This window comes from Aquamicrobium ahrensii, from assembly GCF_040545755.1.
Taxonomy (GTDB): Bacteria; Pseudomonadota; Alphaproteobacteria; order Rhizobiales; family Rhizobiaceae; genus Mesorhizobium; species Mesorhizobium ahrensii.
Genome location: NZ_JBEPMN010000005.1, coordinates 225,086 through 240,008, shown reverse-complemented (window position 1 = coordinate 240,008; position 14,923 = coordinate 225,086). Strand labels below are relative to the sequence as shown.

Here is a 14,923-nt window from a genome sequence, read left to right as displayed (position 1 = left end):
GGAAGAAGCTGCGGAACCGGCCGCACCAGAGCCCGCAGCATCCGAGCCCATGGCCGACCCTGTCGAAGTCGCGGCGACGGTGGAACAGGAAGAAGCTGCGGAACCGGCCGCACCAGAGCCCGCAGCATCCGAGCCCATGGCCGACCCTGTCGAAGTCGCGGCGACGGTGGAACAGGAAGAAGTTTCCGCCGAGGCGCAGCCTGCTGAAGCCGCCGAGGAGCCGAAGCCGGTGCTCGTCTGGCGACAGGGACGCTTCGAACGGCAGCGTCAGCGTCCCGGCGGTCGCCCCGGCCAGCGCGGACAGCAGGCGCGTGGTGATCGCCAGGGTGGCGAACGCCCGGAAAGCGGTGACGGCCGCAAGGACGACAACCGCCGCTTCGATCGCAATCGCAAGGGCGGCAAGCCGGGCGGCGACCGTGCCGAACGCAAGGGCGACCGACACGACGCCAAGGGTGGCGGCAAGCCGAAGTTCGAGCAGCGCAAGCGCGAGGAACGGCCCGCCCGCATCGATCCGGATTCGCCCTTCGCCAAGCTCGCCGCCCTGCGCGACCAGCTCAAGAAATAATCGCAGGCCCGGCGATGGGTGCGGCCGACCGCCAGCGCATCGACAAATGGCTGTTTTTCGCGCGCGCCGTTAAGTCGCGCTCGCTGGCCGCCAGGCTGGCGGTCAGCGGACGGGTTCGCATCAATCGCGACAAAGCATCGCAGGCGTCCGATCTGGTGAAGCCGGGCGATGTGCTCACCATCACGCTCGATCGCCGTATTCTGGTCTGGAAGGTTGTCGACGCCGGCACGAGGCGCGGCCCTGCGCCCGAGGCCCGGTTGCTGTACGAGGACCTTTCTCCTGCCCCATCGCAGGCGGAAATTCCGGATGCACACCTGCCTCTGCGCGACACCGGAAGCGGCCGTCCGACCAAGCGGGAACGCCGGCGCACCGATCGGTTGCTGGGACGGGAATAGCATCCCGCTTCTTCGGCGGGGAGCGCAAAATCATTCCTCCGGAGACGTTGTGGCGCATCTGCTTCGCCTTGAAAGCGCCGGCCAAAGGCGTTACCTCACCTCTCGATGACGCGCCCTGAAACAGCCTGTACGGGTGCAGCGGAGCCTTGCATGACCTACGTAGTCACCGACAATTGCATCAAGTGCAAATACACCGACTGTGTCGAAGTGTGTCCGGTCGACTGCTTTTATGAAGGCGAGAACATGCTCGTCATCAATCCGGACGAATGCATCGACTGCGGCGTTTGCGAGCCGGAATGCCCGGCCGACGCCATCCGCCCGGACACCGAGCCCGGCCTTGAGAAATGGATCGAGCTCAACACGGAATACTCGGAAAAATGGCCGAACATCACCATTAAGAAGGACCCCCTTCCCGAGGCCGCGGAATTCGACGGGCAGGCCGGCAAACTGGGCAAGTATTTCTCTTCCGAACCCGGCAGCGGTGACTAGCACTTTATTTTGTCATCGTGCCTTTGCGAATGGCAGGCATGCTTGCACTGCACGGCGCTTGCCGTTAGCGTGTGCAGCAAAATCTTGATTCTCGCGACATTTTGTGTTATCAATGCGCCAACATGCCGGTGACACAACGTCGATTTATGGCGCGAACGCCCTAATCACTGAAAGGTGAATCTCCCAATCCGGACCAGAGCAATCTGGACCACGAGGTCGTTTAGCGCCCCACGGGTCTATAGCTTCTTCCGGATAGTTCACTGTTGCGCGGCAGATGCCGGCTGGTCCGGCCCCACTCTGTACGGTCGGCGTGTCGCCGGCCACAACAAGGAGTCTATGGCGTAATGGCAACCAGCACCCCGCAGAAGAAGTCTGCTCCCACGCGTCAGGGTTTCAAGAGCGGCGAGTTCATCGTCTACCCCGCCCACGGCGTCGGCCAGATCGTAACCATCGAGGAGCAGGAGGTAGCAGGGCACAAGCTGGAATTGTTCGTCATCGATTTCCAGAAGGACAAGATGCGGCTGAAGGTTCCGGTGGCCAAGGCCACCACCATCGGCATGCGCAAGCTGTCGGAAACCGACTATGTCGATCGCGCCCTGAAGGTGGTTCAGGGCCGCGCCCGCGTCAAGCGCACCATGTGGTCGCGCCGCGCCCAGGAATACGATGCCAAGATCAATTCCGGCGATCTGATCTCGATCTCGGAAGTCGTGCGCGATCTTTACCGCGCCGAGAACCAGCCCGAGCAGTCCTACTCCGAGCGCCAGCTCTATGAGGCTGCCCTCGACCGCATGGCCCGCGAGATCGCCGCCGTCAACCGCATGTCGGAGACCGAGGCCGTTCGCCTGATCGAGGTGAACCTCAACAAGGGTCCCAAGCGCGGCGCCAAGGCCGACAACGAGGAAGGCGAGCAGGAAGAAGCCGCCTGATCCTTCGGTGAAAGCCATCCGGATTTAAGCAAGCCGCGGGCCGCAAGGTCCGCGGTTTTTCTTTGGGCGACCTCACCTTACCGGCGCGTGGCCGAAGATCGTCTCCAGGAATTCACCCAGCCAGCGTCGGAGATGCATGTCCCAGATCAGCCGTCCGCCGAGATGGTCGCGGCCGGGCTGAGCGCCGGGAAGCGTGAACCGATGCGCCCCGTGCACCACCCAGCGATGCATCATCGCCTGCGTCAGTTCACCGTGAAACTGGATACCGTAGGCGTTCTCGCCATAGCGGAAGGCCTGATTGGGGTAGGCATCGGCGGTCGCGAGCAGCGTGGCGTCCGCGGGCAGCGTGAACCCCTCGCGGTGGAACTGGTACACCATATCGGGCCAGTGCAGCAGTTGCCGGCCATCGCCGGTCGCCTCGATCGGATACCAGCCGATCTCCACTAGCCCGCGCCCGTGTCCCTCCACCTTGCCGCCAAGATGTTTGGCGAGCATCTGCGCACCAAGGCAGATGCCGAGAAACGGCTTCTTCTCCTTGAGCGGCACACGCATCCATTCGGTTTCGCGCCTGACGAACTCTTCGGGATCGTTTGCGCTCATCGGTCCGCCGAAGACGACGGCGCCGGCATGGCCGTCCAGCGTGTCCGGCAGGGGATCGCCCAGAGGCGGACGCCTTATGTCGAGATCGAAGCCGCGCTCGATGAGCATGTGCCCGACCCGGCCGGGGCTCGAGGTTTCCTGATGCAGGACGGTCAGTATTTTCGGGCGGGATCTGGCGAGCATCTGAACAGAATCAGCAGCGGTTAGCCGGATTATGGCCCTGCTCTATTCTTCATCAAGGGTTTTCGCGGCGTCCGGCAGACTTGCCGCCACCTTGCGGCGGGCGGCGATGCGATCCTGCCGCTCCACATCCAGAAGTTCGGCCACCCGCCAGACCGTGTTGTCCTCAAGCTCATGCAGTTCGCCGTCAGCGAAGACGATCTCCCACATCAGGGTGATGAAGGCCTTGCGCCCTTCGACGTCGAGATGGCGTTTCAACACGCTGGTGAAGGCGTAAAGATCGACGGCCTCGCGGTCCGCCTGCTCGCCGGCCAGCGCCAGTTCGTCCAGCTCGGCTCCGGAAATGGAATAGCTTTCACCGAGGACCGCCTTCAGCCGTTCCCATTCGGCGTCCTGCCGCACGCCGTCGACATTCATGACGTGATAGAGCAACGCCGCCGCCGCCACACGCGGATCGTCATCGCGGGTGTGGCGGCCAGAACCGCCGGGAATATCTTTCAGGAAAGACAGGAAACGATCCAACATCAGAACAGCTTGAACCTCGCTGCTTCCGGCTTGTGCTCTTCGTCCGGATCAACTCCCGGGTCGTCCGGCAGACGCGGCATGAAGTCCTGCCGGCGTGCGCTCTCGACATCGGGCGGCGGCGGCATCTCTTGCACTGTCGCCGGCTTTACGGGCCCGGCTGCTTCCTTGACCGCGATCGGCTTTGCGGGGGCCGGTTTTTCCGGAGCCTCCTTGACGGAAATTGTCTTCTCGACCGTCGTCTTATCTGCGACTGGACCGGCGGGCTCCGCTGTCGCCGGCGCACTGGCTTCGATCACGTCCGCTTCGGCCACTTCGCCCAGCCGCTCCCTGGCGGCGGGCGCGGGAATGGCGGGCGCTGGTTTGCGAGCCTCTTCGGCGTCGCCGCTGTCGATCAGCTGGCCCAGCCGCTCGACCGGCGCACGCCACTCGAACGCATCGAGCCTGCCGGTGACCGGCGAGACCGGAGCCCAATGTTCGCTGATCACGCCATCGGCCACCCAGGCGGGATCGCGCGGCGCGCGCACCGCCCTGGCCAGCCACTGCCGCACCTTGCCTTCGTCGCCGGTCTGCGCCTCCTCGATGTCGGCGAGCAACAGATAGGCGCCCTCACGCGCATCGATGCGGATTGAGGCTTCCGCCTCCGCCCGCGCCGAGCGGTAGTCGTTCGCATCGAACGCCGCGCGCGCCACGGCGAGCGCGGCCTCCGCGTTGTTTCTCTTCATGTCCTGCAGCTTGCGCGCCCGCTTCAGCCGGTCGAGCACAGCGTCGCCCGGGCGGGCATGAATGTAGAGATCGGCCACTTCCGGATGGGGTGCAGCCCGCCACACATGCTCCAGTATCTTCGAGGCCTTGCGCACATCGTCGTTGCGCAGAAGCGCTTTCGCCGCGGCAAGGGCAGCCGGCACGAATTCCGGCTGGAGCTTGTTGGCCTCCAGCGCCGCTGCTTTCCCCACCGCCGGGTCGGTATCCATCAGATCGGCAGCCTTGGCCGTCAGCAGCACCGCACGCTGGCGGTTGGCCACGGCAGGCTCGATCCGCTTGGTCGATTTCTGCGCCGCCACCAGTTCCAGCGCGCCGTCCCACTGGCTGCGCGCCGCCAGTTCCTCGATGGTCGATTCGGTCGCCCAGTTGAGCTGCGGGGCGACGGCGGCCGCACGCCCGGCATAGTGACGCGCCGCGTTGCGGTCGCCTAGGCGCTCGGCTTCCAGATAGAGACCGCGCAGGCCGAGCAGGCGCGTCTCGGGATCATCGAGCATCGCCTCGAACTTGCGGCGGGCCGCATCGTGGTCACCTTCCAGAAGCGCCGTCTGCGCCTCCAGCAGGTGGATCAGCGGCTCCTGATCCGAATTGATCAGTTTGCCAGCTTCCTTGCCCTTCCTGCGCGCCAGCGCGGCGTCGCCGGCTCCAGCGGCGATCATGCCGGTGGACAACGCCTGATAACCGCGATCACGCCGCCGAACGCGGAAATGCCGGGCAATCGCATAAGGACTGTTCCAGATCGACTTGACCAGCCACCACGCGATCATCGTCGCCGCAACGACGGCGACGACGCCCACGGCGGCGACCATAAGGCTCACCTGATAGCGATAGCCGCTGAAAGTGACCACCATGTCGCCCGGCCGGTCCGCCAGCCAGGCGAAGCCGAGGCCCAGCGCCAGAACGACAAGGAGATAAAACAGGATGCGGATCATCTGTTATTCCTCGCCCCCGCTCATCGTCCTCGCGACCAGCGCGTCGATCTGAGCTTCCGCGTCCACACGGGCCTTGAGCGTCGCGGCGAAATCCGCGCCCGCGGCCTTCACCGGTTCGGGCAGGGCCTCGTATTCGGCAAGCGCCCCGGCGTAGTCGTTCTCGTTCACGGCGGCCTCCAGCCGCGCCACGGTCTCGGGAACGCCCGCCCCTTCGACGGCCCCGATCGGCCGCACCTTTACCAGCGATTCCGCGCTCGACATCAGGCGCTGGACGAAGCCGGCATTTTCATCGACGGGTTTGTCGGCCGCCACCATGGCGTCCGCCGCCGCACCGGCCCGAGCGGCGATTTCGCCGCGCGTCGCCACGCCCTCCCCGGCATAGGCGCGCAAGGCGTCGAGTTGCGGGGCCTCCGGCGAGATCGCTGCGAAGGTTTCCAGTTCGGCGTTGAACGGCGCGCCACGCTCCAGCGCCGATTTCAGCGCCGAGGCGGCGATGGCGAGCGCGATTTTCGGCTGATCGGCCTGTTCCTCGACCTTGCCGGAAACGGCGGCGAGCGACTGATCCAGGGCGGCCAGCCGGCTGGCCTGCTGCTCGACGCCTTCGCCGGCGGCGCGCACCTGCTGTTCCAACGCGGCGAGCCTTTCGTTGACGGGCGCAAGATCGACCGGCTGCGTTTGCGGGGCCTCGCCGAGCGCGTTGACACTGGCCTCGACCTGCTCGACCTTCTGCGAAAGCGCCGCCAGCGTCGCGCTGTCGTCGCCAGCTCCCGCACCCGCCTCAACAGCGCTTTTCAGGGAAGCCAGATCGCTTTTGAGCTGGCCGACATCCGCTGAAAGGCTTTCGACCTGCTGCGCCGCACCATCGTCGCCGCGTGTTGCCGCAAGATCGGCAATCTGCGCCTGCAAATCCACGATCCGGCTGCTGTTGTCGGTTGGAGAGCCCGCTCCCGGCGCACCGAGAAGGCCGGCATATTGCAAGGCGCCCGCGCCGGCGATGACGATCACGCCGCCGACGATGCCGGCGGCAATCATGCCCATCCCCCCGCGACGAGCCGGATCGGGCCGGGCGGGCGAAGCCTCGAAGGGCTTTTGCTCATCCGCTTCCCTTGCCGGTTCCTCGGCAGGCGCTGGCGCTCGCTCTTCCGTGAAGCTGTAGTCCTGCGCAAGGCTCTCCGCCTTCGGCGCGGAAGGCTGCTCAGCCCTGGCCTCTTCAGCCTGAACGGGTTCAGCGGGCTCCGGCGGGGTCTGCCCGGCTGGAGGCGTTGCGGGCGCAGCCTCGGCCTTGACCGGATCGTCCTTCCCGATGCGCGATACCTGATCCGCATCCAGATCGATGGTCACCGGCTCGCGGCTGCTCTTCGAGTGGCGCGTTTTCGGCGTCTTGACCATGCCGGCTCCCCATTCTGCATGCCGCCCTGACGGCGTCGGATTTCAAGAAAGGTCTAGCACACCTCAAGGCAGTGAAAAGGGGCGGTGTGATGACGCGCCCCCGGCCGCGTGCCCCATGCGCCTCGCCAGAAGCTTCAGCAATTCCGGCTCCGCAGGCTGCTCCGCCACATTCACCATGGCGGCGGATTCCGACCCCAGAGCGGCTGCGACCCGCTTCGACAAGGCGAAGAACTGCATGTTTCCAAACAGCGGGCGCAGGCTTTCTCGCTGCAAAAGCCCTTGCATCGCCTGCGCCGCAACCGCCGAATAAAGCAAAACCGCCTCGACCGGGCGCGCGCCCAGCATGTTGCGGATGCTGTTCTCGTCGTGCCCGATCGTCACAGTATCGTAGACCTCCAGCGCATCGACACGAACGCCCGATGCGGCCAATCGTTCCTCGAAGCCCGCAAACCGCACGCGCCCGCACAGATAAGCAAGCCGGCCGGAAAACGTTGCGGCGATGCGTTCCGCCAGCGCAGCAGCATCGCCCGGCCCTTGCTCGACATGGGCGAAACCGGCCTGCCTTGCTGCTTCGGCCGTGCGCGTGCCGACCGCATAGCAGGTCAGAGGAGACAGCTTGCCGATCAGGTCGCGCGAAGCATAGCGCAGCGCATTGGCGCTGGTCACGGCAACGGCGTCGGCTGGCGCGGAAGGAATATCTGTCTTCAAGGCGACGGTGCGTGACAGCGGCAGCACCACGGGCTCGAAGCCCAGCCCGGCCAGCCGGACCGCCGTTCGCGCGGCGTCCGGTTCGGGCCGGGTGACGAGCACGCGCGTCAGAACCAGCCCTCGAAGAATTGCGCGCCGGCCTTTTCACGCACATCCGCGCCGGCCTTCGCGCCGATTGCCGCGGCGTCCCCGGCGCGTCCTTCCGCGCCGATTTCGTGCCAGGTCCCGCCATCCGGGGTGATGATGAGTCCGTGGAAGCTCAGCCTGTCGCCCTCGATCACCGCATGGCCGGCGATAGGGGTTCGGCAAGAGCCGTCGAGAGCGCCGAGGAAGGCGCGTTCGCAGGCCAGCGCCTGTCCCGTCGCCTCGTCATGGATCGGAGCCAGCAAGCGCGCCACCTGCGTATCGCCCTCGCGGTGCTCGATGCTGATCGCCCCCTGCCCCGGCGCAGGCGGAAAACTGTCCACCGGCATGATGTCGGTCGCGACATGCTCCATCTTCAGCCGCCTCAGACCCGCCAGCGCCAGCATGGTGCCGGAAACGACGCCTTCCTCCAGCTTGCGCAGGCGGCTTTGCACGTTGCCACGGAACATCACCACGTCGATATCGGGCCGCATACGCCTGATCAGCGCCTGCCGCCGCAGCGACGAGGAGCCGAATTTCACGCCTTTCGGCAGCTCCATGATCGACGGCGCGGAAAGGCTGATGAAGGAGTCACGCACGTCTTCACGCGGCAGGAACACCGGCAGCACCAGACCCGGCGGCAGTTCGGTCGGCATGTCCTTGGAGGAATGCACGGCGATGTCGATGCGCCCATCATAGAGCGCGTCTTCCAGTTCGCGTGTGAACAGGCCCTTGCCGCCGGCTTCCGAAAGGGGGCGATCCTGAATGGTGTCGCCGGTGGTGGTGAGCGGCACGATCTCGAAGCTCTGCTCGTCGAGCCCGTGCGCCGCCATCAGCCGGTCGCGCGCCTCATGCGCCTGCGCCATGGCCAGCGGACTGGCGCGCGTTCCGATCTTCAGCACGGCTTGCCCCTTCTTCATTACGGTTTGCATCGCACGCGGTCCATGATAACCCCGGCGACGATTATGATCGGCCCTCTCCTATCGGGGAAAAGGTTCAGGGGCAACTTTGAGGATCGCGACCAGGTGATACGCGTGCTGGGCATCGAGACGAGTTGCGACGAGACGGCGGCAAGCGTCGTTGCGCTCGACGCTCCCTCGGGGAAGCCCGAGATCCTGTCGAACGTGGTGCTGAGCCAGGTCGAGGAACATGCGGCCTTCGGCGGCGTGGTGCCGGAAATCGCCGCGCGCGCCCATGTCGAGGCGCTGGACGGCATTGTCGAAGCCGCGCTGGGTGACGCCGGCGTCACGCTGGCCAATGTCGATGCAATCGCCGCCACCGCCGGTCCCGGTCTCGTCGGCGGGCTGATCGTCGGCCTGATGACGGCCAAGGCGATCGCCGCCGCCACCGGCAAACCGCTGATCGCCGTCAATCATCTCGAAGGCCATGCGCTGACCGCCCGCCTCACCGACGGGCTCGATTTCCCCTATCTGCTCTTGCTGGTGTCTGGCGGCCACACCCAGATCGTGCGTGTGGCCGGCGTCGGCGACTATCGCCGTTGGGCGACGACCATCGACGATGCGCTGGGCGAGGCTTTCGACAAGGTCGCCAAGATGCTGGCCCTGCCCTATCCCGGCGGCCCCAATGTCGAGAAAGCGGCGGCGACCGGCGATCCCGCCCGCTTCGCCTTTCCGCGCCCGATGAAGGGCTCGGCGCAGCCCGATTTCTCATTTTCCGGCCTCAAGACGGCTGTTCGGCAGGCTGCGACGGCCATAGCGCCGCTGTCCGGGCAGGATGTGGCCGACATCTGCGCCTCGTTTCAGACTGCCGTGGCGGATGCGCTGGCCGACCGCGTCGAGCGCGCCCTGCTGCGCTTCCGGACGGCCTATCCGGACAAGGCCGCACCAGCGCTGGTGGTGGCGGGCGGCGTCGCCGCCAACCGCGCGATCCGGGAGACGCTGGAGCGCCTGTGCGCCGAAAACGGCTTCCGCTTCGTCGCCCCGCCGCACAAATTGTGCACCGACAACGCCGCGATGATCGCATGGGCCGGCATCGAGCGGCTGAACGCCGATATGGCCGATACCGACGCCTTCGATTTCGCGCCGCGTTCGCGCTGGCCGCTGGACGAGGTGTCCGCGCCGGTGGTCGGTTCCGGCAGACGGGGAGCCAAGGCATGAACGGGAAACCCGCCATATCGCGCACCGCCGTTCTGGGTGGCGGCGCATGGGGCACGGCGCTGGCGCTCGCTGCCCTCCACGCCGGTCATTCGGTGCGCCTGTGGGCGCGCGACGCCGAAATGGCGGCGGCCATAGCAAGGGGTGAAAACCCGCGCTATCTGCCGGGCATCTCATTCGACACCGGCATCGAGACGACCACCGACCTGAGAGAGGCTCTGGCCGATGCCGATTGCGTGCTTTCGGTCACGCCGGCGCAATCGCTGCGCAGCGTGCTCGGCACGGTGAAGCCGCATATGCCGCCCGGCATCCCGCTGGTGCTGTGCGCCAAGGGCATCGAGCGGGAGACGGGCGCTCTGCTGTCGTCCATCGTCACCGAAATCCTGCCCGACAATCCGGTGGCGGTGCTGTCGGGCCCAAGCTTCGCGGCGGATGTCGCGCGCGGCCTGCCGACGGCTGTGGTCGTGGCCGCCGAGGACGACGCGCTCGCCATGGACCTTGCCGCCCGCTTCTCGGCCCGCAACCTGCGCTGCTATTCGAGCGACGACGTCATCGGCGTGGAACTGGGCGGCGCGCTGAAGAACGTCTTCGCCATAGCCGCCGGGGCCGTGGTCGGCGCTCAGCTGGGCGCCAGCGCGCAGGCCGCCATGGTCACGCGCGGCTTCGTGGAGCTGCGCCGTCTGGGAGCGGCCTTCGGCGCGCAGCCGGAAACGCTGATGGGTCTTTCCGGCCTCGGCGACCTGATGCTCACCTGCTCCTCCACCCAGTCGCGCAATTTCACCTATGGCGTCGCGCTGGGCCGCGGCGAGCCGCTCGAAGGCCGCCCGCTGGCCGAGGGCGTGCCCACGGCGTCAATCGCCACCCAGCTTGCCGCCCGCCATGGCGTCGAGGCTCCCATCATCTCAGCCGTCGCCGCCATACTCGCCGGAGCGATCACCGTCGGCGAGGCGGTGGAAGCGCTGATGACGCGCCCCCTCAAACACGAAAACACGATCTAGGAGCTACCCGACATGCTGTTTGCCCTCATCTGCAAGGACAGGCCCGGAGCGCTGCAGATCCGCCTCGATACGCGCCCCTCGCATCTCGCCTGGCTTCAGGAACTGAACGAGGCGAAGAAGGTCGCCTTCGCCGGTCCGTTCCTGGATGATGACGGCAAGCCGGAAGGCAGCCTCGTGGTGGTCGAGGCGGACGACAAGGCCGAAGCCGAGGCGATCGCAGCCCGCGATCCCTATGCCGGAGCCGGCCTGTTCGAGAGCGTCGAGGTGCGCGCCTGGAACTGGGTCGTCAACAAGCCCGCGGCCTGAAGGGAGCGTGTTCGCAATGAACTACTGGCTGTTCAAATCCGAGCCGTTCAAATTCTCCCTCGACGACCTGAAGAAGAAGGGCGCCAAGGGCGAGGAATGGGACGGGGTGCGCAACTATGCCGCCCGCAACAACATGCGCGCCATGGAGATCGGCGACCTTGGCTTCTTCTATCACTCCAACGAGGGGCTGAACGTCGTCGGCATCGTCGAGGTCTGCGCGCTGGCCCATCCCGACAGCACCAGTGACGACCCGCGCTGGGAATGCGTCGACATCCGCTATGTGCGCGATATGCCTGTTCCCGTCAGCCTGGCCGACGTCAAGGCCAATCCGCATCTGTCGGAAATGGCGCTGGTCCGTCTCGGCCGCCTTTCGGTGCAGCCGGTGACGCGCGAGGAATGGGAAGAAGTTTGCCGCATGGGCGGCCTCATACCCGCCCCATGAAACCGGCGGCGCGGACGGCGGAGGCCTTCATCCGCGCCAATACGGCGTTGCTCAGGCCGCCGCATGTGCCCGAAATCGCGCTGCATCTCGCGCATGAGGCGCATGATTTGTGGCGGCGCACCGAGGAGGAATTGGCCGAGATCGGCCTTCCCCCGCCATTCTGGGCCTTCGCCTGGGCCGGCGGACAGGGGCTTGCCCGCCACATCCTCGACCATCCGCAAATCGTGCATGGCGGCAAGGTGCTGGATTTCGCCACCGGTTCCGGCCTGGTGGCTATCGCTGCCGCGCGAGCCGGCGCGGCAAGCGTGGTTGCCGCCGACATCGACCCGTTCTGCGAAACGGCGATCCGCCTCAATGCGCAGGCCAACGACGTTTCCATCGCCTTCGACGGCTCCGACCTCGTCGGATCGGATGACGGCTGGAACGTGGTGCTGGCCGGCGACGTATTCTACGAAAAACCGTTCGCGCAGGGGCTCATCCCGTGGTTCGAGGCGCTCAGGGCGCGCGGAGCGCAGATTCTGGTCGGCGACCCCGGCCGCTCCTATCTCCCGAAACACGGACTGGAAAAACTCGCCATGTACGAAGTGCCCGTAACGCGCGCGCTGGAGGATGCCGAGGTCAAGCACACCACCGTGTGGCGCTTCATCGGAAGCTCTATTTGACCACTTTCAGCACCGTGCGCCGCGACAGATGCGGCAACAATCGCTCCATGTCGCGGCGGCTGATGGCCACGCACCCCTCGGTCGGCTTGTAGCCCGGCTGCGCCAGATGGAAGAAGATGGCGCTGCCACGGCCGCGCTTTCGCGGCGCAATGTTCCAGTCGAGCACCAGACAGGCGTCGTAGAGATGATCGGCCCGCTGCATGGTTTCGTGGCCAGCCTTGTAGGGCAGACGCACCGGCCGGTTGTAATTGCGATCCGCCGGCGTGTCGCACCAGCCGAGCCCGGCATCCGTTGCAGCCATCGGCAATCGCGTACTGCGGGCCGACGCAAAGCGGTCGTTGCGGAAATAGCCGGACAGGATGCGCATGGACCCGAGCGGCGTCGCGCCATCTCCTTCGCGCTTGCTGGAAGTGACGCCGCCCCTGCCCAGCGCACAGGGGAACACCAGCGGGCCAGCCTGCAAAAACCCCTGCGAGGGCTTGCCGGGGCGCGCGCGCACCACAAGAGCGGCGAGGCCACCGGGGAAAGTTTCAGTCGCGGCATTGCGTCCGCGCATTTTCCTGTATGATCTGGCCACGGAACAAATCAGCGTGATCGGAAGTTTGCCGGTCACCTTCCGCAAAAAATCGCCTCGGTCAACCTGAAGCCGAAGGACCAGGAAGAAGAACGGACTGATCCATGACCTCACGGACCATACTGATTGTCGATGACGACGACGACCTGCGCGAAACGCTGGTGGAGCAATTGTCGCTCTACGAGGAGTTCGACGTGTTGCAGGAAGCCAGCGCCGCCCGCGGCACATCCACGGTGCGCAACGGCCTGATCGATCTGCTCATCATGGACATCGGCCTGCCCGACATGGATGGGCGCGAGGCGGTCAAGATGCTGCGCAAGAACGGCTTCAAGGCTCCCATCATCATGCTGACCGGGCACGACACCGATTCCGACACGATTCTGGGGCTGGAAGCCGGCGCCAACGACTATGTGACCAAGCCGTTCCGCTTCGCGGTGCTGCTGGCTCGCATCCGCGCCCAGCTTCGCCAGCATGAGCAGAGCGAGGACGCCACCTTCACGGTCGGCCCCTACACATTCAAACCCAGCCAGAAGCTGCTGATCGACCAGCGTGGCGGCAAGATCAGGCTCACCGAGAAGGAAGCCGCGATCATCAAATATCTTTATCGCGCGGACCAGAAAGTCGTCACCCGCGACGTGCTGCTCGAGGAGGTATGGGGGTATAATTCGGGCGTCACCACCCATACGCTGGAGACCCATGTCTATCGCCTGCGCCAGAAGATCGAGCGCGACCCGTCCAACGCCGAAATTCTCGTTACGGAAAGTGGAGGCTACAAGCTGGTTCCTTAAGCAATTTCGGGTGTAGTAACCGATAACGATTCGGGGCGGGTCGTCTGAGGAGGGAAAACGGCCTGTCGACACGGGGACATAGCTGATGGCGCTGGATGATGACATCCGCATCCTGTCTGGCGTGGAGCTGTTTGCGGATTTCACGCAGGAACAGTTGCGCCTGCTCGCCTTCGGCGCGGAGACGACCTCCCTGCAGGCCGACCGCAAGCTCTATCGCGAGGCGGATGAGGCTGACTGCGCCTATATCGTGCTCAGCGGGCGTGTCGCCCTCTACCATGAGACCGACCCGGACCGCACACCGATCGCCTCGGCCGGTGCGGGCGAAATCCTCGGCGAAATGGCGCTGATCGCCGACACACGACGCATGACCAGCGCCTATGCCCAGTCCGATACGCAGGTGCTGCGGCTCAACCGCTCCATGTTCCGGCGTATTCTTGAGGAATATCCGGAGGTCGCCGTGCATCTCCACGCCCGCATCCTGCAACGCTTTCAGGCGCTGGTCGAACGCATCGAAGGCATGGCGCCCCGCTTCGAGGGGTGAGGCATCGGGCCCGAAAGTGGAATCGGTTTTCGGATTATCAAAGTTTTGGGCGTCCTTTAAGCATCCGAAAGGACGCGCGGCGCTCTACAGGTCAAATCGCGCGATCACCGGGACGTGGTCGGACGGTCGCTCCCATCCCCGCGCTTCGCGCAGGATTTCGTAGCCGGAAAAGTGCGGCACGAGATTGGAGGACGACCACACATGGTCAAGACGGCGGCCACGGTCCGACGCCTCCCAGTCGCGCGCGCGGTAGCTCCACCATGTATAGATTTTCTGCTCGTGGGGAATGTTGTGGCGCATCAGGTCCACCCATTCCCCGGCCTCGCGCATGGCCTCGAAATTCGTCGTCTCGATGGGCGTGTGACTGACCACTTTGAGAAGCTGCTTGTGCGACCAGACATCATGTTCCAGCGGCGCAATATTGAGATCGCCCACCAGAATCGAGCCCGTCACGTCATTCTGCTCGGCGCGGATGGCGCGCATCTCCTCGACGAAATCGAGCTTGTGCCGGAACTTGACGTTGATTTCCGGATCCGGCTCGTCGCCGCCAGCAGGAACGTAGAAATTATGCAGCACGATCTGGCGTGATCCCGCCTCCAGCTTCACCGAAAGGTGGCGGCTGTCGTCGATCTCACAGAAGCGGCGCTTTTCCACGATTTCCAGCGGCCGGCGCGAGATGGTCGCGACGCCGTGATACCCCTTCTGCCCGTGGATGGCGATGTGCTCGTAACCCAGCTTGCGCAGGGGCTTGAACGGGAACAGATCGTCCGGGCACTTAGTTTCCTGCAAACACAGCACATCGGGCTGGTGTCGCTCCAGGAAATGCTCGACAAGCGGCATGCGCAGGCGGACGGAGTTGATGTTCCAGGTGGCGAGCGTGAAAGACATGGCGCGGAACATGTCAGCG

General features: G+C 65.4%; 18 protein-coding genes and 1 pseudogene. 11 read left to right on the top strand and 8 right to left on the bottom strand.

The features are described 5' to 3' along the window. The 4 genes and pseudogenes from ABID44_RS09680 to ABID44_RS09665 form a co-directional block, all read left to right on the top strand. Positions 1-565: pseudogene (locus ABID44_RS09680) on the top strand (helicase); the annotation flags it as partial. Between the two features lie 14 nt (positions 566-579). Then, positions 580-960, top strand: a complete 381-nt coding sequence (locus ABID44_RS09675; protein ID WP_354151494.1) for an RNA-binding S4 domain-containing protein — start codon at positions 580-582, stop codon at positions 958-960. 150 nt (positions 961-1,110) lie between these two features. Beyond that, positions 1,111-1,449: a ferredoxin FdxA gene (gene fdxA, locus ABID44_RS09670; RefSeq protein WP_354151493.1), complete on the top strand. Its 339-nt coding sequence runs from the start codon at positions 1,111-1,113 to the stop codon at positions 1,447-1,449. Positions 1,450-1,793: 344 nt separating this feature from the next. Continuing rightward, complete coding sequence (locus ABID44_RS09665; RefSeq protein WP_354151492.1) at positions 1,794-2,375, top strand: CarD family transcriptional regulator; 582 nt, start codon at positions 1,794-1,796, stop codon at positions 2,373-2,375. Between the two features lie 72 nt (positions 2,376-2,447). Here the strand turns inward: ABID44_RS09665 and ABID44_RS09660 are convergent, their stop codons facing one another. From ABID44_RS09660 to hemC, 6 genes are all read right to left on the bottom strand, one after another. Continuing rightward, on the bottom strand, positions 2,448-3,158 hold the full coding sequence (locus ABID44_RS09660) for a glutamine amidotransferase (protein WP_354151491.1): 711 nt from the start codon (positions 3,156-3,158) through the stop codon (positions 2,448-2,450). A gap of 42 nt (positions 3,159-3,200) precedes the next feature. Then, positions 3,201-3,680 carry a tellurite resistance TerB family protein gene (locus tag ABID44_RS09655; protein ID WP_354151490.1) on the bottom strand — a complete coding sequence of 160 codons (480 nt, stop codon included), beginning with the start codon at positions 3,678-3,680 and terminating at the stop codon, positions 3,201-3,203. Beyond that, a complete protein-coding gene (locus tag ABID44_RS09650) occupies positions 3,680-5,371 on the bottom strand; it encodes a heme biosynthesis protein HemY (protein WP_354151489.1) in 1,692 nt (563 codons plus the stop codon). Before ABID44_RS09650 ends, ABID44_RS09655 begins: the two co-directional genes overlap by 1 nt. Positions 5,372-5,374: 3 nt before the next feature. Beyond that, complete coding sequence (locus ABID44_RS09645) at positions 5,375-6,760, bottom strand: COG4223 family protein (protein WP_354151488.1); 1,386 nt, start codon at positions 6,758-6,760, stop codon at positions 5,375-5,377. A 63-nt stretch (positions 6,761-6,823) separates the two neighbouring features. Continuing rightward, complete coding sequence (locus tag ABID44_RS09640; protein ID WP_354151487.1) at positions 6,824-7,570, bottom strand: uroporphyrinogen-III synthase; 747 nt, start codon at positions 7,568-7,570, stop codon at positions 6,824-6,826. 5 nt (positions 7,571-7,575) lie between these two features. Next, positions 7,576-8,523 (bottom strand): hydroxymethylbilane synthase, encoded by a 948-nt coding sequence (gene hemC / locus ABID44_RS09635; RefSeq protein ID WP_354151486.1) that lies wholly within the window; start codon positions 8,521-8,523, stop codon positions 7,576-7,578. A gap of 93 nt (positions 8,524-8,616) precedes the next feature. Here hemC and tsaD point away from each other — a divergent pair, with 93 nt between their 5' ends. From tsaD to ABID44_RS09610, 5 genes are read left to right on the top strand one after another with little or no spacing between them, the layout of a single operon-like run. Next, positions 8,617-9,708 (top strand): tRNA (adenosine(37)-N6)-threonylcarbamoyltransferase complex transferase subunit TsaD, encoded by a 1,092-nt coding sequence (gene tsaD / locus ABID44_RS09630; protein ID WP_354151485.1) that lies wholly within the window; start codon positions 8,617-8,619, stop codon positions 9,706-9,708. Further along, a complete protein-coding gene (locus tag ABID44_RS09625) occupies positions 9,705-10,703 on the top strand; it encodes an NAD(P)H-dependent glycerol-3-phosphate dehydrogenase (protein WP_354151484.1) in 999 nt (332 codons plus the stop codon). The genes tsaD and ABID44_RS09625 overlap by 4 nt, the downstream gene beginning before the upstream one ends. 12 nt (positions 10,704-10,715) lie before the next feature. Continuing rightward, positions 10,716-11,009 (top strand): YciI-like protein, encoded by a 294-nt coding sequence (locus tag ABID44_RS09620; RefSeq protein WP_354151483.1) that lies wholly within the window; start codon positions 10,716-10,718, stop codon positions 11,007-11,009. 16 nt (positions 11,010-11,025) lie between these two features. Next, complete coding sequence (locus tag ABID44_RS09615; protein WP_354151482.1) at positions 11,026-11,451, top strand: EVE domain-containing protein; 426 nt, start codon at positions 11,026-11,028, stop codon at positions 11,449-11,451. Continuing rightward, complete coding sequence (locus ABID44_RS09610) at positions 11,406-12,113, top strand: class I SAM-dependent methyltransferase (RefSeq protein WP_378226591.1); 708 nt, start codon at positions 11,406-11,408, stop codon at positions 12,111-12,113. The genes ABID44_RS09615 and ABID44_RS09610 overlap by 46 nt, the downstream gene beginning before the upstream one ends. Here the strand turns inward: ABID44_RS09610 and ABID44_RS09605 are convergent. Beyond that, positions 12,106-12,669 (bottom strand): L,D-transpeptidase family protein, encoded by a 564-nt coding sequence (locus ABID44_RS09605; protein ID WP_354151480.1) that lies wholly within the window; start codon positions 12,667-12,669, stop codon positions 12,106-12,108. The genes ABID44_RS09610 and ABID44_RS09605 overlap by 8 nt on opposite strands. 122 nt (positions 12,670-12,791) lie before the next feature. Between ABID44_RS09605 and ABID44_RS09600 the strand changes: the two genes are divergently transcribed. Continuing rightward, on the top strand, positions 12,792-13,475 hold the full coding sequence (locus ABID44_RS09600; RefSeq protein ID WP_354151479.1) for a response regulator transcription factor: 684 nt from the start codon (positions 12,792-12,794) through the stop codon (positions 13,473-13,475). Between the two features lie 85 nt (positions 13,476-13,560). Then, entirely contained in the window at positions 13,561-14,016 is a 456-nt protein-coding gene (locus tag ABID44_RS09595; RefSeq protein WP_354151478.1) for a cyclic nucleotide-binding domain-containing protein, read from the top strand. Between the two features lie 84 nt (positions 14,017-14,100). Here the strand turns inward: ABID44_RS09595 and ABID44_RS09590 are convergent, their stop codons facing one another. After that, a complete protein-coding gene (locus ABID44_RS09590; protein WP_354151506.1) occupies positions 14,101-14,904 on the bottom strand; it encodes an exodeoxyribonuclease III in 804 nt (267 codons plus the stop codon). Positions 14,905-14,923 lie beyond the last annotated feature (19 nt).